25 protein-coding genes are annotated in these 20,796 nt (G+C 64.0%); 16 read left to right on the top strand and 9 right to left on the bottom strand.

Translation table 11 applies throughout. The annotated features are described in order from the left end of the window. Nucleotides 1-381 precede the first annotated feature (381 nt). On the top strand, nt 382-1,287 hold the full coding sequence (locus ASE79_RS06440) for a hypothetical protein (protein WP_156359565.1): 906 nt from the start codon (nt 382-384) through the stop codon (nt 1,285-1,287). Nucleotides 1,288-1,306: 19 nt separating this feature from the next. Then, nucleotides 1,307-1,996 (top strand): hypothetical protein, encoded by a 690-nt coding sequence (locus tag ASE79_RS06435; RefSeq protein ID WP_056413645.1) that lies wholly within the window; start codon nt 1,307-1,309, stop codon nt 1,994-1,996. Nucleotides 1,997-2,313: 317 nt separating this feature from the next. Here the strand turns inward: ASE79_RS06435 and ASE79_RS06430 are convergent, their stop codons facing one another. Beyond that, the gene (locus tag ASE79_RS06430) at nt 2,314-3,201 is read right to left on the bottom strand and encodes a LysR family transcriptional regulator (RefSeq protein WP_200910328.1); all 888 of its coding nucleotides are present in this window, start codon (nt 3,199-3,201) and stop codon (nt 2,314-2,316) included. A 78-nt stretch (nt 3,202-3,279) separates the two neighbouring features. Between ASE79_RS06430 and ASE79_RS06425 the strand changes: the two genes are divergently transcribed. Genes ASE79_RS06425 through ASE79_RS06415 form a run of 3 tightly spaced genes read left to right on the top strand, consistent with a single transcriptional unit; the run spans nt 3,280 to nt 6,445 of the window. After that, on the top strand, nt 3,280-4,452 hold the full coding sequence (locus tag ASE79_RS06425; protein ID WP_056413639.1) for an MFS transporter: 1,173 nt from the start codon (nt 3,280-3,282) through the stop codon (nt 4,450-4,452). Nucleotides 4,453-4,475: 23 nt separating this feature from the next. Then, nucleotides 4,476-5,669 carry an SGNH/GDSL hydrolase family protein gene (locus ASE79_RS06420; protein ID WP_200910327.1) on the top strand — a complete coding sequence of 398 codons (1,194 nt, stop codon included), beginning with the start codon at nt 4,476-4,478 and terminating at the stop codon, nt 5,667-5,669. Further along, on the top strand, nt 5,666-6,445 hold the full coding sequence (locus ASE79_RS06415) for an SDR family NAD(P)-dependent oxidoreductase (RefSeq protein WP_056413636.1): 780 nt from the start codon (nt 5,666-5,668) through the stop codon (nt 6,443-6,445). Before ASE79_RS06420 ends, ASE79_RS06415 begins: the two co-directional genes overlap by 4 nt. Nucleotides 6,446-6,801: 356 nt before the next feature. On the opposite strand, the gene ASE79_RS06410 is transcribed toward ASE79_RS06415, so the two are convergent. Further along, nucleotides 6,802-7,128, bottom strand: coding sequence for a putative quinol monooxygenase (locus tag ASE79_RS06410; protein WP_056413633.1), 327 nt, complete (start codon nt 7,126-7,128; stop codon nt 6,802-6,804). Nucleotides 7,129-7,249: 121 nt separating this feature from the next. On the opposite strand from ASE79_RS06410, the gene ASE79_RS06405 reads away from it, so the two are divergent. Next, on the top strand, nt 7,250-7,585 hold the full coding sequence (locus ASE79_RS06405; protein WP_056413630.1) for a winged helix-turn-helix transcriptional regulator: 336 nt from the start codon (nt 7,250-7,252) through the stop codon (nt 7,583-7,585). 280 nt (nt 7,586-7,865) lie between these two features. Here the strand turns inward: ASE79_RS06405 and ASE79_RS06400 are convergent, their stop codons facing one another. The 3 genes from ASE79_RS06400 to ASE79_RS06390 all read right to left on the bottom strand — a co-directional run bounded on the left by ASE79_RS06400 (nt 7,866) and on the right by ASE79_RS06390 (nt 9,805). Then, nucleotides 7,866-8,033: a hypothetical protein gene (locus ASE79_RS06400; RefSeq protein ID WP_156359564.1), complete on the bottom strand. Its 168-nt coding sequence runs from the start codon at nt 8,031-8,033 to the stop codon at nt 7,866-7,868. 113 nt (nt 8,034-8,146) lie between these two features. Further along, complete coding sequence (locus ASE79_RS06395) at nt 8,147-8,647, bottom strand: methyltransferase domain-containing protein (protein ID WP_162237003.1); 501 nt, start codon at nt 8,645-8,647, stop codon at nt 8,147-8,149. A gap of 168 nt (nt 8,648-8,815) precedes the next feature. Next, nucleotides 8,816-9,805 (bottom strand): AraC family transcriptional regulator, encoded by a 990-nt coding sequence (locus tag ASE79_RS06390; RefSeq protein ID WP_082445132.1) that lies wholly within the window; start codon nt 9,803-9,805, stop codon nt 8,816-8,818. 169 nt (nt 9,806-9,974) lie between these two features. Here ASE79_RS06390 and ASE79_RS06385 point away from each other — a divergent pair, with 169 nt between their 5' ends. Beyond that, nucleotides 9,975-10,547 carry a DUF2306 domain-containing protein gene (locus tag ASE79_RS06385; protein ID WP_056413621.1) on the top strand — a complete coding sequence of 191 codons (573 nt, stop codon included), beginning with the start codon at nt 9,975-9,977 and terminating at the stop codon, nt 10,545-10,547. 23 nt (nt 10,548-10,570) lie between these two features. Beyond that, nucleotides 10,571-11,551 (top strand): SDR family oxidoreductase, encoded by a 981-nt coding sequence (locus ASE79_RS06380; protein ID WP_056413616.1) that lies wholly within the window; start codon nt 10,571-10,573, stop codon nt 11,549-11,551. 102 nt (nt 11,552-11,653) lie between these two features. Here the strand turns inward: ASE79_RS06380 and ASE79_RS06375 are convergent, their stop codons facing one another. From ASE79_RS06375 to ASE79_RS06365, 3 genes are all read right to left on the bottom strand, one after another. Continuing rightward, entirely contained in the window at nt 11,654-12,568 is a 915-nt protein-coding gene (locus tag ASE79_RS06375) for an SDR family NAD(P)-dependent oxidoreductase (RefSeq protein WP_056413614.1), read from the bottom strand. Next, on the bottom strand, nt 12,565-13,290 hold the full coding sequence (locus ASE79_RS06370) for an SDR family oxidoreductase (protein WP_056413668.1): 726 nt from the start codon (nt 13,288-13,290) through the stop codon (nt 12,565-12,567). The genes ASE79_RS06375 and ASE79_RS06370 overlap by 4 nt, the downstream gene beginning before the upstream one ends. An 83-nt stretch (nt 13,291-13,373) precedes the next feature. After that, nucleotides 13,374-14,297 (bottom strand): LysR family transcriptional regulator, encoded by a 924-nt coding sequence (locus tag ASE79_RS06365; RefSeq protein ID WP_056413612.1) that lies wholly within the window; start codon nt 14,295-14,297, stop codon nt 13,374-13,376. 86 nt (nt 14,298-14,383) lie between these two features. Here ASE79_RS06365 and ASE79_RS06360 point away from each other — a divergent pair, with 86 nt between their 5' ends. The 8 genes from ASE79_RS06360 to ASE79_RS06320 all read left to right on the top strand — a co-directional run bounded on the left by ASE79_RS06360 (nt 14,384) and on the right by ASE79_RS06320 (nt 20,020). Beyond that, nucleotides 14,384-14,842, top strand: a complete 459-nt coding sequence (locus ASE79_RS06360) for an ester cyclase (RefSeq protein ID WP_056413609.1) — start codon at nt 14,384-14,386, stop codon at nt 14,840-14,842. After that, nucleotides 14,839-15,765, top strand: a complete 927-nt coding sequence (locus ASE79_RS06355; RefSeq protein ID WP_200910326.1) for an NADP-dependent oxidoreductase — start codon at nt 14,839-14,841, stop codon at nt 15,763-15,765. The genes ASE79_RS06360 and ASE79_RS06355 overlap by 4 nt, the downstream gene beginning before the upstream one ends. 478 nt (nt 15,766-16,243) lie before the next feature. Next, nucleotides 16,244-16,576, top strand: coding sequence for an ArsR/SmtB family transcription factor (locus tag ASE79_RS06350; protein WP_056015375.1), 333 nt, complete (start codon nt 16,244-16,246; stop codon nt 16,574-16,576). Between the two features lie 11 nt (nt 16,577-16,587). After that, the gene (gene arsC / locus ASE79_RS06345; protein ID WP_082445131.1) at nt 16,588-17,016 is read left to right on the top strand and encodes an arsenate reductase (glutaredoxin); all 429 of its coding nucleotides are present in this window, start codon (nt 16,588-16,590) and stop codon (nt 17,014-17,016) included. Further along, the gene (locus tag ASE79_RS06340) at nt 17,016-18,302 is read left to right on the top strand and encodes an arsenic transporter (protein WP_056413604.1); all 1,287 of its coding nucleotides are present in this window, start codon (nt 17,016-17,018) and stop codon (nt 18,300-18,302) included. The genes arsC and ASE79_RS06340 overlap by 1 nt, the downstream gene beginning before the upstream one ends. Next, on the top strand, nt 18,299-18,622 hold the full coding sequence (locus ASE79_RS06335; RefSeq protein ID WP_056413601.1) for a YnfA family protein: 324 nt from the start codon (nt 18,299-18,301) through the stop codon (nt 18,620-18,622). The genes ASE79_RS06340 and ASE79_RS06335 overlap by 4 nt, the downstream gene beginning before the upstream one ends. Then, nucleotides 18,622-19,380: an arsenical resistance protein ArsH gene (gene arsH, locus ASE79_RS06330; protein ID WP_056413598.1), complete on the top strand. Its 759-nt coding sequence runs from the start codon at nt 18,622-18,624 to the stop codon at nt 19,378-19,380. Before ASE79_RS06335 ends, arsH begins: the two co-directional genes overlap by 1 nt. A gap of 451 nt (nt 19,381-19,831) precedes the next feature. After that, nucleotides 19,832-20,020 (top strand): hypothetical protein, encoded by a 189-nt coding sequence (locus ASE79_RS06320; RefSeq protein ID WP_041394287.1) that lies wholly within the window; start codon nt 19,832-19,834, stop codon nt 20,018-20,020. Between the two features lie 243 nt (nt 20,021-20,263). Here ASE79_RS06320 and ASE79_RS06315 read toward each other — a convergent pair. After that, nucleotides 20,264-20,796 (bottom strand): ZIP family metal transporter (locus tag ASE79_RS06315; RefSeq protein ID WP_056413590.1); only part of this gene is annotated, 533 nt, incomplete at its 5' end.

Raw genomic sequence — 20,796 nt, 5'->3', positions numbered from 1 at the left:
CTCGAGAAGCGGCTGCTTGTTCATAAGGTGGGGCAGGGGCTCGCCACTCCTCGGTAACCCGACCGGAGCTATCCTCCGTCGAAGCCTCCAACATGTCTAAGGCCGACGAGGTCGAGGATGGTACTGTCAGACTAACCAGAAATTGGTTCGAATCAACGTTTGGGGTCTGCCAAGGCCGCTGGGGGGCGAGAACGGGTGCGGAGATTTACGGAACAAAGAGGGACGTCGGGCACGCTTGGTGGCGCCCTAACCAAGTAGGTAATCAGCGGTGCATTAGGATTAACAGTGCCCCCTGCTGTGATGCCGCGGAATGCTGTATCGCCGGTTTGCCGCTGAAGTCCTTCCGCCGGAAGGCAGTGCGGCGGGAGTGGCACGAGGACGATGATACCGAACAAGACTGCCAGGAAGGCGGCGCAATACCTGCGGGATTTCGTGCGGGCGAACACCGGCGAATGGGCCGAGATGATGCGCGGCACGAATCCGAAGCAGGGCTACGGCAATGGGCAGGACGCCGCGGACGCGCACGAGGCGGCGATGTTCCTCTATCACGAGACCGACGGACGCTTCCTGTCCTTCGAGATACCCGGCGAATACGCCTCGGGCGAGCACCTGCTCAGCGCGCTGGAGGGCTTCGAGGGGGATCTGGATCTCTACGAGGGGCGGCTCCGCGAACACATGGTCGCGGCGGCCGCGACCGACACCACCCTGCCGGGGACGGTCGCGATCGTGTTCCGCGAGCTCGAGAAGGCCCGCTACGCCGCCGACCACGTGATGAAGATGTTGTCGCGTGGTCGGCAGACCTCGACGGCCGACGAGGCGATGGATGTGCTCCGCCGCATCGCGACGCGCTTCCCCGACGTCGTGGCGCAGATGGAGAAGCGCCGCGCCGACAAGAAGAGGATGCATTCCGCACCCCTCGCCATGACCAACGAATACGACGTCCAGTATCTGTTCCAGGCACTGCTGCGCCTGGAGTTCGCCGACGTCCGGCCGGAGGAGGCGATGCCCAGCACGGCCGGAGGGTCGGCCCGGGCGGATACCCTCCTCAAGGAGGCGGGCACCATCGTCGAGTTCAAGATGACGCGGGACAGATATGACGGGGTGGCGCTGCGCAAGGAGGTCGCCGACGACTTCGTGATCTACGCCAAGCACCCCGATTGCAAGCGGATGTTCGTGTTCGTCTACGATCCGACGAAGAACATCGCGAACCCGCGCGGCGTCGAGGCCGACCTGTCGGTGCCACGCCCGCCGATCAGCGAGGTCGTCACGTTCATCCAGCAGGGTTAGCCGAGAAGGGGGCACGCCGATGGACGCGCTGTATTTCCTCAAGAGCCGCACCGGCTTCATCCGCTTCTTCTACGCGCAGGGGGCGAAGGGGTTCGTCGAGACCAAGGCGGCGATTGAGGAGGAGAGGGCCCCGTTCGACGATCCGCCGTGGAGCGAGGACGGCGAACCAGCCTACCTCGAGCAGTGGCTGGACGCGGACGCCGCGCTCGAGGTGCTGGGCATGGCGTGCCTCTCGATGCTATCCGACACGCTAAAGATGTATTTCAGAACGCTGCAGGAGCGTGTCATCTGCTTCTCGTTCGGCGACCGCAAGGCCGCGTTCCGCGAGGGGTTCGTGCCCGCCTACCTGACCGCGCTGGGCGAGATCCTCGACACCGACTGGAGCGATTGCGCCGTCGACCGCGGGCTGATCGAGCAGATCGTGCTCGCCCGCAACCGCGGTCAGCACAGCGAGGACCTGACCTCCTTCACCGTCACGCACGACAAGGCGACGCTCGAGAAGCATCCGAGGCCCTTCTTCGTCGGCGGGGACGAGATATCCGCACTGACGTCCGAACCGGAATCGCTCGGCTCTCTGCTGATGCCGACCATCAAGGTCAGAGCCGACGGCCTAGAGCGAGCGATCGCCGAGGTCGAGGCGCTCGGCGAATACGTCGAGGCGCGCCTCGACTGCGTCCTGGAATGGCGCCGGCGGTTGAGGGACGCGTGAACGGCGCCCGCCATCGGCGCACCGGTCACCGCCTCGCCGGGCCGCGCCGTCGCGCTAAGCGTAGGGACGGCGCATCACCAATAGCGAACATTCTCGTTTCACCATCCTCTAAGGGAAGGCGGTGTCACACTATGTCTGCTTTCACTATCGGCGTTCCCGTAGCAGTCGCTCCACTTCCCCCCAATAGCAGACACGCGGCCGTCCAGCGCTGCCGTGAGTGGACGGCTATCGCGAGATGAACGAATGGCAGAAAGTGGGAAGCGGGTAGGGGGCTTCCGATGGCCGCTTCTGGGTCCGAGCCTCCCTTCCACCTCGCGTTAGTCTCGGACGATGCCGTGGATGGTCAATTCATCGAGCAGCACCTGAACGCGTTGCGGCAGCGTGTCCGACCGCCCGACGTAGATGGCGTGGAACGCCTCACGGGGTGGGGTACTGTCCAGCGGCAGCAAACGCACCAGCCTGCCTGCTGCGAGATCATCGCGGATCGTGAACGCCGCGAGCCTAGCAGGGGCGACGCCAGCAAGAGCGAGTTGGCGGATGCCTTCGCCGTCGTTTACCCGCACGCGACTGTCCTCGCTTCGCGCAGGTTGCAGCCAATCGCCCGAGGCGCGTGGGTAGGAGAAGCCGAGCCGGTCGTGGAGAGCGAGATCGGCAAGCGTTGCCGGCATGCCATGGCGTTCGATCCAGCTTGGTGACCCCACGACGACCAGGGCTGTTTCACCTAGCGATCGGGCGATCAGCCCGGAACTTTCCAGCGGCCCCGCCCTGATGGCGAGGTCCGTGCGGTCGGCGACAAGGTCGGTGATCGCGTCGCTCTGGACGATGTCGAGGGCGATGTCAGGATACCGCTCGAGGAAGTTCGGTAGCAGCGGCGCGAGCACGTGCGTCGCGTAAGATGCGCTGCTTGCGATACGTACGCGTCCGGCGGGCAGTCGCGCCCCGCCCGCTTCGCGCTCCGCAGCATCGATCTCGGCCAGGATCGCGGCAGCGCGGGCGTGGAAGGTCTCCCCCTCGGAAGTCAGCGCCAGCCGCCTAGTCGAGCGGCGGAACAGCCTGGTGCCGAGCCGGGCCTCCAGTCGCGCGACAAGCTTGCTGACCGCTGACGGGCTGAGGCCCAACGCCCGCGCCGCTCCGGAGAAGTCGCCCGCCTCCACTACGCGGACGAACACTGCCATCTCGGCTGCGCGGTTCGGATCCTTGGGCATGATTGTTCCCCACGTTCACAGATGATGTGCCTGCTCTGGCTCTAATTCTTCGATGCCTAGGGCGCCATAAGGAGCGTCATGACACGCTCCTGCCCTCCACTTGCGCTATTGGCGCTCACCGCCGGTGCCTTCGGCATCGGCGTTACCGAATTCGTCATCATGGGGCTGCTGCTCGATGTCGGTGCCGATCTGCACGTCTCGACCAGCGCCGCCGGATTGCTGATCTCGGGCTATGCACTCGGCGTTGTCGTCGGTGCGCCGGTCCTGACGGTCGTGACCGCGCTCTGGCCGCGCAAGCAGGTGCTGCTGGCGCTGATGGCGATTTTCGTTGTCGGCAACGCGGCATGTGGGCTCGCTCCGAGCTATGGCTTGCTGATGGCGGCACGGGTGCTCGCGGCGTTGGCGCACGGCACCTTCTTCGGCGTCGGCTCCGTCGTCGCGACGCGGCTGGTTCCGCCCGAACGCAAGGCCTCCGCGATCGCAATCATGTTTACTGGCCTGACCGTCGCCAACATCCTGGGTGTGCCGATGGGCACATGGTTGGGGCAGCAGGCTGGTTGGCGTGCGACCTTCTGGGCGGTGGCAATCATCGGTGTCGTCCGCTTAGCGGTGATCGCGCTGGCGGTACCGGCGGATCGCGAGGCTCCGGAGCCTGCCGACTGGCGCCGCGATCTGCGCGTTCTTGGCCAGCGTCCGGTGCTGCTCGGTCTCGCTACTACCGTGCTCGGCTATGCCGGCGTGTTCGCGGTGTTCACCTATATCGCACCGCTGTTGATCGAGCGGAGCGGCTTTTCGGCCAAAGCGATCTCGCCGATCCTGCTATTGTTCGGCGGGGGGCTGGTGCTCGGCAACCTCGTCGGTGGCCGGTTCGCCGATCGTGCGCTGGTGCCAACAATGTTCGCGAGCCTGATCGGCCTGCTCGTGGTGCTGGTGCTGTTGGCTCCGCTGCTCGCCAGCAAGATGGGTGCGTTGGTCGCAGTTGCAGCGCTCGGCTTTGCGGCCTTCGCGACGGTCGCGCCCTTGCAGATGTGGGTGATGTCGAACGCTGGTGGCGCGGGCGAAAGCCTTGCTTCGAGCGTCAACATCGCCGCCTTCAATCTCGGCAACGCGATCGGCGCCTGGGCGGGCGGCGCTGCGCTGTCGGCGATCGGTCTCGGCGCGATCACCTGGGTCGCCGCAGTCTTCCCGCTCGCCGCGATCGGTGTAGCCCTGCTCGCCACTCGCGATCGCACGCAGGAGGTCTTCGCATGAAAGGACTGCTTGCCGTTGCGGCCATGCTCGCCGCCCCGACCCAGATCGTGCCGGCGTGGACAGCCAGCCAGCAGCCGGTCTGGGGTGCCGACTTCCTGTTCCCGACGAACATTCCGGCTCGGCTTGCCGGCCGGACGTTGCGCCAGGTGATCCGGCTCGGCGTCGGCGGCCGCGACGTTCGCATCGTCCTGGCTAACACTTACGGCAGCCGGGCGATCACGATCGCCGCCGTTCATGCCGCGCCCTCGCTGGGCGGCAGCCGCATCGATAGCGCGGCCGACCGCAGCGTCCGCTTCGGTGGCGACGAGGACGTGATCATTGCTCCCGGCGCATCCATCACGAGCGATCCGCTGCCGATTACCGTGACCGCGGGGCAGGATCTGGCGATCTCCATCCGCTTCGTTGCCGAACCGACGATCGAAAGCTTCCACTGGGATGGCAAGCGGACGGGCTATGTGTTCGAGGGCGAGCGGATCGCGGATGTCGATCCGGCCATCGAGACGACGACCACGACGCGCCTGCTGCTCGCTGGCGTGCTGGTCGATGCGGCATCGGCACGGAGTGCCGTGGTCGTTCTCGGCGACTCGATCACCGATGGTGCCGGAGCGACGCTAGATGCTGACACCCGCTGGCCCGACTATCTGGCCTCGCGCACCGCGCCTAACGGTGTGGCAGTGGTCAACGCAGGAATCTCCGGGGGGCGGCTACTCAGTGACGGAATGGGGGCGAACGCGCTCGCCCGGCTCGACCGTGACGTTCTCTCGCAACCGGGCGTCGCCACGCTGATTCTGGCAGTCGGCATCAACGACATCGCATGGCCGGGCACGCCGTTCGACCCGAATGCTCCCGCAATGACGTTCGAGGCCCTGACCCGCGGCTATCGCTCGCTGGTCGCGCGCGCTCACGGGGCGGGCATCCGCGTGATTGGCACGACGCTGCCGCCGTTCGCCGACGCGCTGCCGGACACGCCGCTGCACGCGAGCTACTACAGTCCAGACAAGAACGCGTTGCGGCACCGGATCAATGACTGGATACGCGGATCCGGCACTTTCGACGCCGTCGCCGATTTCGACCTCGTGCTGCGTGATCCCGCCAGACCGGACCATCTCGCGTACCGCTACGACAGCGGCGATCACCTCCACCCCGGCGATGCCGGCAACCATGCGATGGCCGAAGCTATCTCCATCTCCGATCTGATCAAAGGACCGACCTCATGAACATCGACCTAGGCGGAAAGACCGCGCTCGTTACCGGATCAACCGAGGGCATCGGCTTCGGCATCGCCCAAGGCCCCGCGAACGCCGGCGCACGCGTGATCGTCAATGGCCGTACACAGGCGAAGGTGGACGCCGCAGTCGCCCGCATCGGCGGCAGCGCAGTCGGTGTGGCGGCGGATCTCGCCAGCGTCGAGGGACACGAGCAGCTCGTCGCCGCCGTTCCGGATGCGGACATTGTGATCAGCAATCTCGGGATCTTCCAGCCCGCCGACTTCTTCGACACCGACGATGCGACGTGGGACCGTCACTGGCAGGTCAACGTCATGGCCGGCGTCCGCCTTGCCCGCGCCTATCTTCCCAAGATGGAAGCGAAGGGGTGGGGCCGGCTGCTGTTCCTGGGATCGGAATCGGCGTTCAACATCCCCGTAGAGATGATCCACTATGGCGTCAGCAAGACCGCCGACGTCGCGCTCGCTCGCGGCCTCGCCAAGCGGATGGCGGGCACCGGCGTGACGGTAAACTCCGTGCTGCCAGGCCCGACCCTGTCGGAGGGCGTCGAGGCGATGCTGGAGGCGGAACGTGCGAAATCGGGCAAGCCGATCGAGGAGGTGGCGGCGGCGTTTGTGCAGGAACACCGCTCGAGCTCGATCATCCGGCGCGCCGCCACGGTCGAGGAGGTTGCAAATATGATCGTCTACCTCGCCTCGCCACTGGCGTCTGCGACGACGGGCGCAGCCATGCGTGTCGATGGCGGCGTTATTGATACTTTGATGTAAGGAGACTTGCCGATCTCGACCCTCTCTCGTCGTCGGGATCGGCTCGAGTTGTAATGCACCAATGTGCAGCCAGGCAATCAGCCACTAAATGTTCGACTCTGGCGGTGCTCCATAAGGATGAATGATCGTCCGAAGTTGGGGAGAGGTACAGGGGACGCGAACGTCCGGGATTGGGTCGTTTAACCTTGGTCCACCAGAGGTATACCTAAGAGGCACAATTGGAAATCGATCATAGCCGCTGTCTAATCGGGCGGGGCAGAGGGCTGCGAATGGGAGGTGCCCTTACGAAGTGTCGCCAGCCATCCAGCCGCCCTTCGTTTGCGGGAAAAGCTTAGAGCTCCCGGCTGTCACTTCACTCAGGACGGCATATCGAGCGTCGCTCTGCCTGAGATTGAATAGGCGTCAGCCTGACGGTCGATGATGCCGAGTTTCCCGGCTTCTTCGAATACCGATTGGAAATCGGGCGTGGAGAGGTGCGCGCTTAATGCCGCTTGATCTCGCCAAGCTTCAATCAGGCGGAACGTGCCGGCTGCGCCTACTTCCTCCGTGACGTCGAGAAATACGCAGCCGTCCCGCAGCCTGGCCGCGTGTGCCATGCGCAAAGCGACATCCCGGAATGCTTCCACGTCGCCGGGCTGGATGTGATATTTCGCATAGATTAGGATGGTCGGCGTGTCGGTCATGTCTAGGCTCCATTGTTACGACGGAAAGGATGATCGATCCCATCGCGTACGTTCCCCGGATATGGACCGGCACTGCCAGTGGGGGTAGAACCTACCTTTAGGTAAGTACCAGAGAGACCGGATGAATGTTCCTCAATCTAATCCTCCAACTGACTGCGGCCTTGATGTCGCGCTGGCCATCATGGGCGGTAAATGGAAGCCGCTGATCCTGTATCACCTTCGCTCGGGTCCGCGTCGGTTCAGCGATCTCAGGCGGGCGGTCCGAGGCATCAGCGAGAAGGTGCTGATCCAGCAATTACGTGAACTCGCCTCGGCAGACGTAGTGGTTCGTCACGATTATGGCGAAGTGCCACCCAGGGTCGATTACACCGTCACGCCGTTCGGCATGACGCTGATCGAGGCTCTGCTGCCCCTATGCGAGTGGGGCGTGAGGAACCGCACCGCCACTTCGGCCTAGTTGATCGGAGTTTTCCAAAAAATTCGATCGATTCCGAGAACGCCCGCGTCGTCTCGCTGAGCGTTCCCAATCGGGAAGATCGTCATAACGCGAGAGCGCTATCGCTAGATGCACCGGAGTTGATGCTGATGCGCGGGCATTGCGTGTAGGTGGTATGACCTTGATGAAAAGGCATGCTCACATGCGTTCGCCACAGGCTCAAATCAGATCAACCTGCCCGACTATGGCAGGCAGACAGGCGACTGGTGTTCGGGTGGGCCTTCACCAGCTCGGGCGATGGCTACCACGCGGGGTCGAAACGGCCTGAAACGAGGAAGGCCAGATCCCAGAAGATCGTACCGCTTGCTGCCCTGCGCTCCTTCTCGATACGGTCCGCGAGCATGTCCAGATCGACCTCGCCCTCGCGAGCGATACCCCGCTCGATCATCCGCGGCAGCATGACGCGCATGAGCGTCGGTAAAAAGGAGTCTTCCCAAGGCTGGATGAGAACGCCTTCGCTTCGCGCATCCTCGATTGCGAAACCGGCAGCACGCACGAGGCCTGCTAGACGGTAACCGAGCGCTACGTCGCCTCCCTCGCGGCAACGGTGTCCCACGCCATTGTGTAGCACTGCCGATGCGCCGGAAGCTCACCTGCTCCGACTGGTAAGTCGGCGCGTGCATGCTCTTGAAAAGCCAGGATTGTGGCTGGCTTGGCCAGTCGTGCAAGTCGGGCCAGAGTGGCGGCAGCATCGGGAAGATACATCAGTACGTGGCGTCCAACGATCGCGTCGAAGTGGCCTAGGTCAGGCAGCGCCCCGCTCAGATCCGCAATCTGGTAGCGGATAGGCGCCATCTCCGCGGAGGGCGATACCGCGCGAGCCGATGCGAGCGCTTCGTTGCTCCTGTCGATACCAACGACCTCACCTCCAGGCCCGACCAGCGTGGCCACGACCCGGCTCAGATCGCCATTGCCGCATCCCACATCTAGCACGCGCATGTTTGCGGCCAGCCCGATGTGGGGGAAGAAGCGTGCACTCGGAACGTTGGCGGGATTAGCAGGCGCGAGCTTCTGATGTGACATCATAACATAGTAGAAAGCGAACGTCAGGCTGACAAGGCCGGAGCGCTGAACTTGTAATCCGTTCGCCTGCTAAGCCGGTCTCAAACCATAATCGTGTCCAAGAACGCCTGCGCCGTCTCCATCGCCGCTAGTTTGAGGGAAAGCCTTGAGGCCCGGCGGGCATTCCGGTCAGAATGCCATGTCGGGTGCCGCTTTGTCCGAAAGCTGATAGGCGTCAGCCTGTTTGTCGATGATGCCAAGCTTTCCAGTTTCCACTTGGAAAGACGTTTTTCCCATGCTGCGGGGTGAACGGCCTGTAACGCGCTTGAACGCCGCACCAAACGCGCTCTCGGACTGATACCCGACCGATGCAGCAACGGCGGACAGGGACATGCAGCCCCGCGCCAGCCGGTCCGAAGCAATCGTCATCCTCCAGCGTGCTAGATAGCCGATCGGCGTCTCGCCCGTGACCTGCTCGAAATGCGCGGCGAAGCTTGACCGCGACATGCCCGCGCACTGCGCCAGCTCGCCCAGGGACCAACGATGCGCGACGTTTCCGTGCATCGCCTCCATCGCCCGCCGCAAATTGGGATGTGCGAGCGCGGCGAGCCAACCACGATGCACTTGACCGCTTTTAAGATGCGCACGCAGCGCCTCGATTAACAACGCCTGGGCGAGATGGCTGGCGAGTAGCGCGCCTCCCGGACGCGGCTCGCGCAGCTCGCGCATCAGGCGCCGTATGCCCGCCAGCAAGGCGTCCCTGCCTTCACCCTCTCCGACATGGACCAGGGGTGGCAAGGTTGCGAGCAGCGCTGCGGCCTGTCTGTCGCCGAGCTGGAAGAAGCCGCCTACCCCAATGCAATCCCCACCGCCGTTTAGCGTCACGAATGCGCCTGCGGAGACGCTCGACAACAGCGCCACGGCATCGACCGGCACGGCGGCATCGGACGCGCCGAGACGTGCTGCGCCCGACGTCATCAGCACGACGTCGCCTGCTTGAAGTGTCGTGGGCGCCGTGCAGCCTTCCAGCCATAAACGACAGGTTCCCGTCTCGATGGCGATGCACCGGATGCCTTGCGCGGAATCGTACGCCAAAGCCCAATCGCCAGCGGCGTCGAGGCCACGAAAACCGTAGCTCGTCGGCCGCATCATTGTCAGAACGTCTGAAAGTGGATCCATGGTTATTGGACGATCGCGATGAACTACAGGACATATGAAGATGGATGATCCAGCCGGCGAAGTCTAGTTGAGGGGCTCCCCTCCTTTTTTCCGTAGGCCCATGAGTAAAGAAGCGACCCTCTCCATATTCGCCGATCGAGGCTCCCGACCGTCGATTAGTCGGCGTGTGATGTGGAGCGGCCTGGCCGCGCTAAGCAGCGTCGTCGCGCTCGCATCCTACCGCTATCTTGCCGGGGTCGGCCCGGTTCCGCCTAACATCACCGCCAACCGTCACCTCAGTCCGTGGATCGTTATACACGCGGCAGGTGCCGCCACCGCACTGCTTGTCGGACCTTGGCAGTTCGTCCCAGCATTGCGTGGACGCCGACCCGTGATCCACCGGACGCTTGGACGGGTTTATGTCGCCAGCTGTGCCGCGGGCGGCGTGTCGGCGCTAGTCTTAGCGACTGGCGTATCGGCGGGACCGATTGCTGGTGCCGGCTTCGCTGCATTGGGAACAGCGTGGCTCACCGCCACGACAATCGCAGTGCGGGAGATCCTGATGGGCCGCGTGCCGGCGCATCACCGCTGGATGATCCGCTCGTTTGCGCTGACGCTGTCGGCGGTGACGCTGCGGCTCTACCTGCCACTAACCAGCCTGATGGGGCTCGATTTCACAATATCCTACCGCGTTATCGCTTGGGCTTGCTGGCTGCCCAACATGATCGTCGCGGAGCTGTTCATCGGTGCCCCCGACACCTGACACATTTGCGAAAGAATATGAGAATGAGAGTATTCATTACGGGCGCAACCGGCTTTATAGGTCCCGCCCTCGCCACGAATTTAATTGCGCGCGGGCATGAGGTTGTAGGCCTTGCCCGGTCGGAAGCATCGGCAAAGGCGTTGCGCGATGTGGGCGTCAGTTCCCTCAGCGGCAGCCTCACTGATCTGGCCGTACTGCGACAGGGCGCCGCGGAGGCGGACGGCGTGATCCACCTGGCCTACAGCTTCTCACCGGGCGACATGCCGCGTAGACGCCTGCTCGGCGCGGTGCTGGGCGGCTGGCCCGGCAACATGATCGCCCGCATGATGAGGGCAATCACCACAACCAACGACGCTGCGCTCGACGCGCTCGCAGGCGCGCTGCAGGGCTCGAACCGGCCGTTGGTCACCGCCTTTGCCACAATGGGCATCGCCGGCGCTTCGGGGGAACGCGCACCACGCGTTGCCACCGAGGCCGACGCGCCGAACCCTGGATCACCCGGCTATGTGCGCGCGGTGAGCGAAGCCCGTGTATTGCAGTGGGCGACACGCGGCGTGCGCGCCTCGATTGTCCGGCTGGCACCTTCCGTCCACGGAATGGGCGATAAGGGGTTGATCCCGCAGCTCGCGGCTGCCGCGCGCAAGCATGGCGAGGTGCTGTATGTCGGAGATGGCGCCAACCGCTGGACCGGGGTGCAAATCGACGACGCAGTGACTCTGTTTAGGCTCGCGCTGGAGCAAGGTGTTGCCGGGGGCGTGTACCACGGCGTCGGAGACGCCGGGCTGACCTACCGAGAGATCGCCGAAATCATGGGTCGGCGGCTGTGCCTCCCTGTACGATCGGGCACTAAGGCCGACGCCAAGCGCCAGCTGGGCTTTACCGCACCGTTCGTTTCCGTCGACAATCCGGTGGACAGCATGCGGACGCGAGAGCAGCTTGGCTGGGCACCAAAGGGAATGTCGCTGGCCGACGATCTTTATGGACCTGCTTATTTCGGCGACTGATTGCTGGTCGGCGCGGTAAAGTCGTGTTGACCGGCTGCGTCCTCGAGATGCCCTTAGAATTTTCTCTTATGATCACCCTTTGTGGGAAGGTCGATCAAGCCTCTAGGAGGCTGTCGCGCTCGGTAAAAGGTCACCCAGGCCGAACGCATCGAGCAGCAGCCGCTGCCGTGCGTCCTGCACGGTGGTGATCTCCTCCACCCCCTTGTGCTGACCGTCCACGAACACTCGGAACGGGCGGTTCCCACGAGGGCGAGCGAGCGCGTCGCGCAGCGCCTCCCCAACTGCAGACACGTCCAGCGAACCACCGTGCGCGGCGTCGATCTTGCGCAGCCGATCGCCCAGGGTTTCGGCACGCGACGGCAGATCGCCATATTGCGCCACGACGGCCGGTTGCGCCGGCCTGCCGGCATGGGCGAAGTGGTCGGTGCCGCTCGTAAACGCGCCTGGCACGAGGATGACCGTCTCGATCCCGAACGGCCGTGCCTCCATGGCCATGACCTCGGCCAGCGCCTCGCCTGCCGCCTTGGCGGCGGCATAGGGGCCGAGGAACGGTTCTGCGATGTGGGCGGTGGTACTGCTGGTATAGGCAAGGACGCCGTGGCCCTGCCGACGCATTACGGGCAACGCGGCACGGTTGACGCGAAGCCACGAGGTAGCGTTGGTGTCAAATATAGCCTGCACTTGCTCAGGCGCGAACGCTTCGGTGATGCCCGTCATCAACATGCCGGCGTTGTTGACCACCACATCGAGCCGGCCGCGTTCACCCATCACCTGATCGATGGCGGCGCGGCAGCTCACCTCCGACAGCACGTCGAGATCGACGACCCGTAAATCGAGTCTTTCCTTGTCGGCAAGATCGCGGATGGCGGAGGCCCGTTCTTTCCCTTCGACCCGCGACAGTCGTAGCCCCGCATGGACGTGATGCCCGGCGCAGGCGAGAACGGTCGCGATGGCAAGGCCGATGCCGCTGCCGGCGCCGGTTACAAGGACGACCTGATGGTTGGTGAGGGCGCTCATGCGATACCCCCGTTCGCCCGTACGACCTGTCCGTTGACCCAGGCGGCCTGTGGTGATGCGAGGAAGGCGACGACACCGGCGATGTCGTCAGGCCGGCCGAGCCGCTTTTGCGGCGCCATGCCGGCCATGCGCTGCACGTCCGCCTCCGACTTGCCATCGAGGAACAAGCCTGTCTCGACCGGGCCGGGGGCAACCGCGTTGACCGTGATACCGCGTCCACCCAGCTCCTTGGCGGCGACGCGCACGATGCTTTCGACCGCGCCCTTTGTCGCATTGTAGAGCCCGTAACCGGGCGCGTTGAGCGCCAGCGTCGTACTCGATAGGCCGATCAGGCGGCCGTTGTCGCGCACCCGCCGGGCAGTTTCCCGAAAGACGTTGAACGTGCCGCGCAGGTTGATGCCGATCACGCGATCAAACTCATCATCGCCAACCTCCGCGATGGGACCGGTGGTCATCACGCCTGCGCTGGACACCACCACATCGATCCCATCGAATGCGGCTTCCGCCCCGTCGAACAGGCGAGCGACGGCGGTGGCGGACGCTACATCGGCTTGGACAGCTAGCGCCTTGCCGCCGGCACTCTCGATCTCGCGCACTACCTGAGCCGCTTCGTCGGCCGACCCGGCATAGTTCACGACGACCGCGAACCTCTGCGCGGCGAGTGTAATGGCGCAGGCACGTCCGATCCCGCGCGATGCTCCCGTGACTATAGCCGTTCTCATGCTGCCCACTCCGCTGGAAACTATGAGGACAAGCTAAGAGCCGATCAGTTATCGCGCCAATCGATAGGCCGTATGTCCGTCGATCAGCTTGGTGGATAGAACGGTTCCAGTTCCGCGATCGTCTCGCGCAGCCATCGTTGTGCCTGATGCGCCTCGTTGCGTCGGTGCCACGACATGACGAAGGACACCGGGGCTAGATCGACAGGCGGCGGAAACATGGCGAGGCGATTCCGGCTGCCGGACGCCGCGACGACACCTTCCAGCACGGTCGCGATCATGTCGGAGCAGGCAACGGCGTTGGGCGCGGCGTGCATCTGCGGCAGGCTGAGCGCAACGCGCCGACGCTGGCCTTGAGCCGCCAGCACGGCATCGACTTGGCCGAAGCGATCGCCTTCGGGTGATACGAGCAGGTGCGACAGGCCGAGAAAGGCGGCCAGATCGAGCGGCTGCGATGCGGCCGGATGGTCGCGGCGCAGGATGCAGACGAAGCGATCCTCGAACAACGGCCGCATCAGGATGCGGCCACCCGCCCCCTGACGGGCTGGCACCCCGATCGTTAGATCTGCCTCGCCGGCATCGAGCAGTGAGACGGTATCGTCGCGGTGAGTGTAGGCGTTGACCCGCAAGGTCACGCCCGGCGCCACCGCCCGCAGCCTGTTCGTCAGACGCGGCAGCAGCACGAAGGCGGGGTGGTCGGACAGCGCGAGCGTGAAGCTCTGCGTCGAGGTGGTGGGATCAAAACGTTGGGTAAAGTCCAGCGTGCGGCGGATTTCGCCAAGCGCGCGGCCGAGCGGTTCTGCCAGTTCTATCGCACGCTGGGTCGGTTGCAGGCCGGAGGGGCCGCGCACGAACAGCTCGTCCTCAAAGAGGGCGCGTAATCGGGCAAGCGCCGCGCTCATCGCCGGCTGGGTGCGACCGGTGCGCCTGCCAGCGCGCGTGACGTTGCGCTCCGCCATCAGCGCGTCGAACGCGACGAGCAGGTTCAGATCGACGGTCTGCAAATCCATGGTGATGATGATGCCACATACCGACTATCTATTTCAACGATGTGGCGCCGGCTCTTACCTTTCTGCTGTCATCAAGGAGATAGAGCATGGCTCAACCCGACGCTGCGGTAAGCGGCACCCTAAGTGAGGAGGATCGCGTTGCGGTCGAAACGCTGTACCGCGCCTTTTCCGAACATAACCCCGATCTGCTCGATCAGGCTGTCACGGCCGACTGGCAGGACATTCCGCTCGCACCCGGCCAGGAGCCCGGCCGTGATGGCATGAAGCCGCTGGTCCGGGGCTTCAGCGCCGCCTTCCCCGACGCAAAGGTCACGATCCACGAGATTATCGGCGCGCCCGGCCGGGCCGGCGTGCGCGCGGAGATCACGGGCACGCACAAGGGCGAGTGGTTCGGTGTGGCGCCGACCGGCCGCCCCTTCACGCTGCCGATCCATGAGTTCCACCACATCGAGAACGGCCTAGTGACGCACACCTGGCACATGGAGGACTGGTTCGGCTGGTTGCGCCAGATGGGCGCGATGGGCGCCTCCAGCGAGCAGGCATGATGAAGGCGTTTCAGCTTAGCGGCTACGAAGTCGATCCCGCGCTAGTCGAGGTCGAGACGCCGCCGCCCGGCGCGACCGAGGTGCTCGTGCGTGTCGCCTGCGCGGCGCTCAACCCGCTCGACGTGAAGCTCTGGAGCGGTGCGATGCACGGCTACTTCCCGCTCACCTTTCCGGCTACGGTCGGCACCGATCTCAGCGGCACGGTCGAGGCGCTCGGCGCCGACGTGACCGGCTGGACGATCGGCGACCGCATCGTCGCCCGCACGGCGCCGACCAGCGGCGGTGCCGTCGCCGAGTTCACACTCGTGCCGGCGGACCAGCTCGTGAAGCTGCCCGATGCGATCGGCTTCGAGGATGCCGCCGGTATCCCGACGGCGGCAGGCACGGCATGGCAGGCGCTGTTCGAGGTAGCGGACCTCAGAGCCGGACAGACGGTCCTTATCCATGCCGGTGCGGGCGGGGTCGGCAGCTTCGCCATCCAGTTCGCCCGTGCCGCCGGCGCGCGCGTGATCGCGACCGCATCGGAGGACGGCATCGCCGTAGTCGAAAGGCTCGGCGCGGACGTGGTGATCGACTACCGGCACGAGGATTTCGCCACGCGCGTGTCTGACGCAGACGTGGTTGTCGATACGGTCGGCGGCGAAACGCAGGTTCGTTCGTTCGACGTGCTGCGCGCGGGCGGCATCTTGGCCTCCACGGTGTCACCGCCTGACGACGCTATGGCCAAGGCGCACAGCGTTCGTGCGACCTTCGTCTTCCACTCGTCAGACGCGGCTCGGCTCGCGAGCGTGGTGGATAAGGTGGCTGGCGGTGTCCGCGTGCTGATGGACCGTGCCGTTCCGCTCGCCGATGCTTCGGAGGCATTTGCCTATCAGGCGTCCGGCCGGGCGCGCGGGAAGATCATCCTTCGCGTCGCGCGCTGATTGGAATAGCTAAATCGGGACTGGTCCTGGTCACCCCAATCAGGGCCAGTTCGTGTGTCTGCGGCAGACGATACACTCCTCAGATCGTATTTCCCACAGGTTTCGGGAAGCCTGTCCCATTCTCTAAACTCAATCGTTTGTGGGACGGTCGCCAGCAGTGAACTGCAACGCGCCGACACCGCCTTGCGAGCGCATACAAGGCAAAGCTTTAACCCTCAATGGAGCTTCGGCGGTGCCGTTTGGTAGGGTGCCGTTTGGTCTTCCTTGATTAGGACTCCAAGCGGACCAAAGGGGCAATCCAAGCCAAATTTTTGATGTTGTTTTTTGGCGGAAATCGGACCGGCCAGGGTAGGAACGCAGAGGGTATACCTAAAAAGCACTAGCAAAAATTCGATCAATGTCGCGGGAAAGCAGGGGAGGGGAGCCAAGTGTCGCACCCGGCTCTAGCTTAATTTATTATATCGTCTATGCTGGATATATGGAAAGCAACACCGCGATCGCCGCGCTTAGCGCACTAGCGCAAGGAACACGGCTCGACGTGTTCCGCCTACTGGTTCAGCACGAGCCAGACGGCGTCGCTGCGGGCGATATTGCTCGGCAGCTCGATGTGCCGCAAAACACGATGTCGGCGCACCTTGGCATCCTCGCGCGTGCGGGCTTGGTCCGCTCTGAACGGCATAGCCGCTCCATCGTCTACCGCGCAGATCTGGGCGGACTGCGCGCACTGACCCTGTTCCTCGTCAAAGACTGCTGCGCCGGCTCGCCCGAACTGTGCGCGCCACTGCTGGCCGAACTCACCCCCTGCTGCTGAAAGGACGCCCCGTGGCCGTCGATATCGTGATCTATCTCAACCCCGAGTGCGGCACGTCGCGCAACACGCTGGCGATGATCCGGAATGCCGGCATCGAGCCGCATATAGTCGAATATCTGAAGACGCCGCCCTCGCGCGCGCTGCTGGTCGAGCTGATCGATCGCGCCGGGATCACGCCCCGCGATCTGCTGCGTGAGAAAGGCACGCCCTATGCGGAGCTAGGCTTGGGCGACACGTCGCTGTCCGACGACGTGCTGGTGGACGCTATGATGGCGCATCCGGTCCTCATCAACCGGCCGCTGGTTGTCTCTCCGGTCGGCGTGAAGCTGTGCCGACCGTCCGAAGCGGTCCTTGATCTGCTGCCCGAGCCGCAACAGGGGGCGTTTGCCAAGGAAGACGGCGAAAAGGTCGTGGACGCCTCGGGTCAGCGCATCGCCTGATGCTGCTCGCGCTTGCTATCTTCGTCGTCACGATTGCGCTCGTCATCTGGCAACCCAAGGGCCTCGGCATCGGGTGGAGCGCGCTGGGCGGTGCAACCGTTGCGCTGCTCGTCGGCGTCGTCTCGCTCTCCGATGTGCCGGTGGTGTGGGGCATCGTCTGGAATGCGACCGCGACGTTCGTCGCGATCATCATCGTCAGCCTGTTGCTCGATGAAGCCGGATTCTTCGAATGGGCGGCGCTCCATGTCGCGCGCTGGGGCGGGGGGCATGGTCGCCGGCTCTTCGTGCTGATCGTGCTGCTCGGCGCGGCGGTGTCGGCACTGTTCGCCAACGATGGCGCGGCCCTGATCCTGACGCCGATCGTCATCGCGATGCTGCGCGCCTTGGGATACAAGGACAAGGCGACGCTGGCGTTCGTCATGGCGGCGGGGTTCATTGCCGATACCGCCAGCCTGCCGCTGATCGTTTCCAACCTCGTCAACATCGTGTCGGCCGACTTCTTCCGGATCGGCTTTGCCGATTATGCCTCGGTAATGGTGCCGGTCGATCTGGCGTCGATCGCCGCGACGTTGGTCGCGCTGTTGCTGTTCTTCCGGCGCGACATACCGGGCAGCTATGATGTGGCTCAGCTCCGCGCGCCCGCTGACGCGATCCGCGATCCTGCCACGTTCAAGGCGGGCTGGGTCGTTCTCGCCCTGCTGCTCGCCGGCTTCTTCCTGCTTGAACCTATCGGCGTGCCGGTCAGCGCCGTTGCCGCTGCCGGCGCGGTCCTCCTGCTTATCATCGCCGCGCGCGGCCATGTTATCCAGACGCGCAAAGTGCTGGCCGGCGCTCCGTGGCAGGTCGTGATCTTCTCGCTCGGCATGTACCTGGTCGTCTATGGCCTGCGGAATGCTGGCCTGACCGACCACCTTGCCGGCCTGCTTGATCGCACCGCGCAAGGCGGCGTGTGGGGTGCGGCGTTCGGGACCGGGATCATTGCCGCGCTGCTGTCATCAGTGATGAACAACATGCCGACCGTTCTGGTGGGGGGGCTGTCGATCGACGCGACGCACGCCACAGGCGCGATCAAGGAAGCGATGATCTACGCCAACGTGATCGGCTGCGACCTCGGTCCGAAGATCACGCCGATCGGCTCACTCGCGACGCTGCTCTGGCTGCATGTCCTCGGGCAAAAGGGCATCCGGATCGGCTGGGGCTATTACTTCAAGGTTGGCGCGACACTGACGATCCCGGTGCTGCTGGTAACGCTCGCGGCACTCGCGATCAGGATCAGCATGGTATGACGGCACTCGTCTACCTTGCCGCGTCGCTTGCGGAAATCGCGGGCTGCTTTGCCTTTTGGGCATGGTTGCGGCTGGACAAATCGCCCCTGTGGCTGGCTCCGGGCGTGGTCTCGCTAATGCTGTTCGCCTGGCTGCTGACACGTGTGGATAGCGATGCAGCGGGGAGGGCCTATGCTGCCTATGGCGGCGTCTATATCTGCGCATCGCTGGTCTGGCTGTGGGCTGTCGAAGGGGTGAGGCCCGATCGCTGGGACGCTGGTGGAGCGACACTCTGCCTGATCGGCACCTGTATCATTCTGCTTGGCCCAAGGACCGCCTGATGCCGCTCCGCACTCTCTCCGATCCTGATAATCTGCCCGCACTCGATCAGCGCTATGCGCTCGATCGTCCTGCCCTTGGGCTGGGCGCTGGTGATCCACCTCCGCGGATCCTGCTGCTCTACGGATCCCTGCGGGAGCGGTCCTTCTCGCGGCTGTGCGTCGAAGAAGCTGCTCGCCTGCTACAATTCTTCGGCTGCGAAACGCGGATCTTCGATCCTTCGACGTTGCCGCTGCCCGATCAGGTGACGGGGGACGATCACCCGGCCGTCCACGAGTTGCGCGAACTGTCGATGTGGTCGGAGGGGCATGTGTGGTGCAGCCCTGAACGACACGGCCAGATTACCGGCATCATGAAGCTGCAAGTCGATCACCTGCCGCTGTCGATGGGCGGGATGCGCCCAACGCAGGGCCGCACGCTCGCCGTCATGCAGGTGTCGGCGGGGTCGCAGTCGTTCAACAGCGTGAACACGCTGCGCGTCCTTGGCCGTTGGATGCGGATGGTGACGATCCCCAACCAATCCAGCGTCGCGAAGGCGTTTGCCGAGTTCGACGAAAGCGATCGAATGAAGCCTTCGGCCTACTATGATCGGATCGTGGACGTGATGGAGGAATTGGTACGCTTCACGATCCTGCTACGCCCGCACACCGCACAACTGGTCGATCGCTATTCCGAACGAAAGGAGGCAGGCGTGCCGATCGATAGCGCCACGGACCTTTCCAGCATCGCAACCTCACCAACGTATCGGAAAGGCGAGTAAAGTCCGCTTAGTGTGGCAAACCGCTCCTGCGACATTGTGCATCACGAAGTGTGCTTCTAGATGCATGCAATGAAACGCCGGGCTCGCCCACTCTCCAAGATATTGCATTCCATGGCGTTTTTCGTCCTGGCAGTGATGTTACTGGTCCGGCTTGGTCCGCTCTGCGAGACGATGGCGATGGCCGCGCCTCCGGCTGCGTCCGCGATGATGGACTGCGCCAGCAAATCAGCAGGCGCTCCCGTCAAAAAGGCGCCTGCGTCGGCCTGCGCCATACCGTGCGTTGCAGTTGCCGGCGAAACCGTCGAACATATCGAGCTGGTTCCGTCCTCCCGTCTATCGCCATGGCCGGCTCCACAGACGGGCCTTTTAGGCATGGCATACGCTCCGGCCACACCCCCTCCGCAAACCGTGTGAAATTGAACACCATCACACGTAAATTTCGGAGAATATCATGACCAAGTTTAAGCTCATCAGCGCTGCTTTCGCCCTCACCCTGTCGACTGGCGCATTCGCCGCTGTCGCCAATTGCTGCGCCGACATGGCGTGCTGCAAGGACGGTGCGGACTGCTGCAAGGATGGCGCAAAAGCCAAGGCCGCGGACTGCTGCGATCATGCCAAGGGCGGCATGAAGCACGGCTAAATCTGGATAGGGGCGGGCAACCGCCCCTATTTTTCTAGTCTACGTCTACTCGGCGCGGCACGCCGTCCCGCCACGGTCGCTGCGACGAGCGGAGAGTTACCCTCAGGGTTGAGGCTCTTCCCCGAACCGCATCCATCGTTCGTTCCATCTCGCGCGCAATTACCGCCAGCGTCTGCCTGGCCTCGATACGCCGACGAAGCTCGGCGTCATCATCATCGGTCCAGGACGTTCCACGTCGAGCGGTCAGCCCAATACCTCCTCAATCAGGAGCAATCCCAGAAACCCGATGAAGAACATCGCGCTGATAAGCGGGGTGTCAGGCTTCTCGTGCGCTTCGACCAACAGCTCTTCCGTCACGAGATAGAGCAGCGCCATCAGACCGAAACTGAGAAACCCGGCGATGACGACGGGCGGAAACGTCGCAACGGGCGTCGCTATCGCTGCACCGATCGGCAGCAACAACGCGATCCCCATAGTAATCGCGATAATACGCGCCTTGGACTTGATCGTCTCGCCCAACTCGGTCGTCACGGTCAGTCCGAGAAACAGAACCTCCAACGTCAACGCGATCGTCAGCAACACGCCGGCTTTCCCGCCAGCGACGAACGCCAACCCGAGAACAAGCCCGTCGATCAGGATATCGACGGCTACCGCACCCAACATGGCGATCGGGCCACTGGCGCGACCCTCAAGGGCTTTGAGCGACAGCATCACGAGAATGCCAAGCGCGCCGCCTGTGAATGTCGCGATCGGTGAACCTTCGTGCATCACCTGGG

Source organism: Sphingomonas sp. Leaf28, from assembly GCF_001421685.1.
In the GTDB taxonomy this organism is placed as follows: Bacteria; Pseudomonadota; Alphaproteobacteria; order Sphingomonadales; family Sphingomonadaceae; genus Sphingomonas; species Sphingomonas aurantiaca.
This window is presented reverse-complemented; position numbering and strand designations above follow the sequence as displayed.

What these genes read in the sequence shown, in the direction of transcription:
- ASE79_RS06425 (WP_056413639.1), top strand. Translation starts at nt 3,280, where the DNA reads ATGACACGCTCCTGCCCTCCACTTGCGCTATTGGCGCTCACCGCCGGT.
- ASE79_RS06440 (WP_156359565.1), top strand. Translation starts at nt 382, where the DNA reads ATGATACCGAACAAGACTGCCAGGAAGGCGGCGCAATACCTGCGGGAT.
- ASE79_RS06420 (WP_200910327.1), top strand. Translation starts at nt 4,476, where the DNA reads ATGCTCGCCGCCCCGACCCAGATCGTGCCGGCGTGGACAGCCAGCCAG.
- ASE79_RS06370 (WP_056413668.1), bottom strand. Translation starts at nt 13,290, where the DNA reads ATGAGAACGGCTATAGTCACGGGAGCATCGCGCGGGATCGGACGTGCC.
- ASE79_RS06415 (WP_056413636.1), top strand. Translation starts at nt 5,666, where the DNA reads ATGAACATCGACCTAGGCGGAAAGACCGCGCTCGTTACCGGATCAACC.
- ASE79_RS06410 (WP_056413633.1), bottom strand. Translation starts at nt 7,128, where the DNA reads ATGACCGACACGCCGACCATCCTAATCTATGCGAAATATCACATCCAG.
- ASE79_RS06340 (WP_056413604.1), top strand. Translation starts at nt 17,016, where the DNA reads ATGCTGCTCGCGCTTGCTATCTTCGTCGTCACGATTGCGCTCGTCATC.
- ASE79_RS06350 (WP_056015375.1), top strand. Translation starts at nt 16,244, where the DNA reads ATGGAAAGCAACACCGCGATCGCCGCGCTTAGCGCACTAGCGCAAGGA.
- ASE79_RS06375 (WP_056413614.1), bottom strand. Translation starts at nt 12,568, where the DNA reads ATGAGCGCCCTCACCAACCATCAGGTCGTCCTTGTAACCGGCGCCGGC.
- ASE79_RS06355 (WP_200910326.1), top strand. Translation starts at nt 14,839, where the DNA reads ATGATGAAGGCGTTTCAGCTTAGCGGCTACGAAGTCGATCCCGCGCTA.
- ASE79_RS06380 (WP_056413616.1), top strand. Translation starts at nt 10,571, where the DNA reads ATGAGAGTATTCATTACGGGCGCAACCGGCTTTATAGGTCCCGCCCTC.
- ASE79_RS06360 (WP_056413609.1), top strand. Translation starts at nt 14,384, where the DNA reads ATGGCTCAACCCGACGCTGCGGTAAGCGGCACCCTAAGTGAGGAGGAT.
- ASE79_RS06385 (WP_056413621.1), top strand. Translation starts at nt 9,975, where the DNA reads ATGTGGAGCGGCCTGGCCGCGCTAAGCAGCGTCGTCGCGCTCGCATCC.
- ASE79_RS06400 (WP_156359564.1), bottom strand. Translation starts at nt 8,033, where the DNA reads ATGCGCGTCATGCTGCCGCGGATGATCGAGCGGGGTATCGCTCGCGAG.
- arsH (WP_056413598.1), top strand. Translation starts at nt 18,622, where the DNA reads ATGCCGCTCCGCACTCTCTCCGATCCTGATAATCTGCCCGCACTCGAT.
- ASE79_RS06320 (WP_041394287.1), top strand. Translation starts at nt 19,832, where the DNA reads ATGACCAAGTTTAAGCTCATCAGCGCTGCTTTCGCCCTCACCCTGTCG.
- ASE79_RS06430 (WP_200910328.1), bottom strand. Translation starts at nt 3,201, where the DNA reads ATGCCCAAGGATCCGAACCGCGCAGCCGAGATGGCAGTGTTCGTCCGC.
- ASE79_RS06390 (WP_082445132.1), bottom strand. Translation starts at nt 9,805, where the DNA reads ATGGATCCACTTTCAGACGTTCTGACAATGATGCGGCCGACGAGCTAC.
- ASE79_RS06335 (WP_056413601.1), top strand. Translation starts at nt 18,299, where the DNA reads ATGACGGCACTCGTCTACCTTGCCGCGTCGCTTGCGGAAATCGCGGGC.
- ASE79_RS06395 (WP_162237003.1), bottom strand. Translation starts at nt 8,647, where the DNA reads ATGTCACATCAGAAGCTCGCGCCTGCTAATCCCGCCAACGTTCCGAGT.
- ASE79_RS06435 (WP_056413645.1), top strand. Translation starts at nt 1,307, where the DNA reads ATGGACGCGCTGTATTTCCTCAAGAGCCGCACCGGCTTCATCCGCTTC.
- ASE79_RS06405 (WP_056413630.1), top strand. Translation starts at nt 7,250, where the DNA reads ATGAATGTTCCTCAATCTAATCCTCCAACTGACTGCGGCCTTGATGTC.
- ASE79_RS06365 (WP_056413612.1), bottom strand. Translation starts at nt 14,297, where the DNA reads ATGGATTTGCAGACCGTCGATCTGAACCTGCTCGTCGCGTTCGACGCG.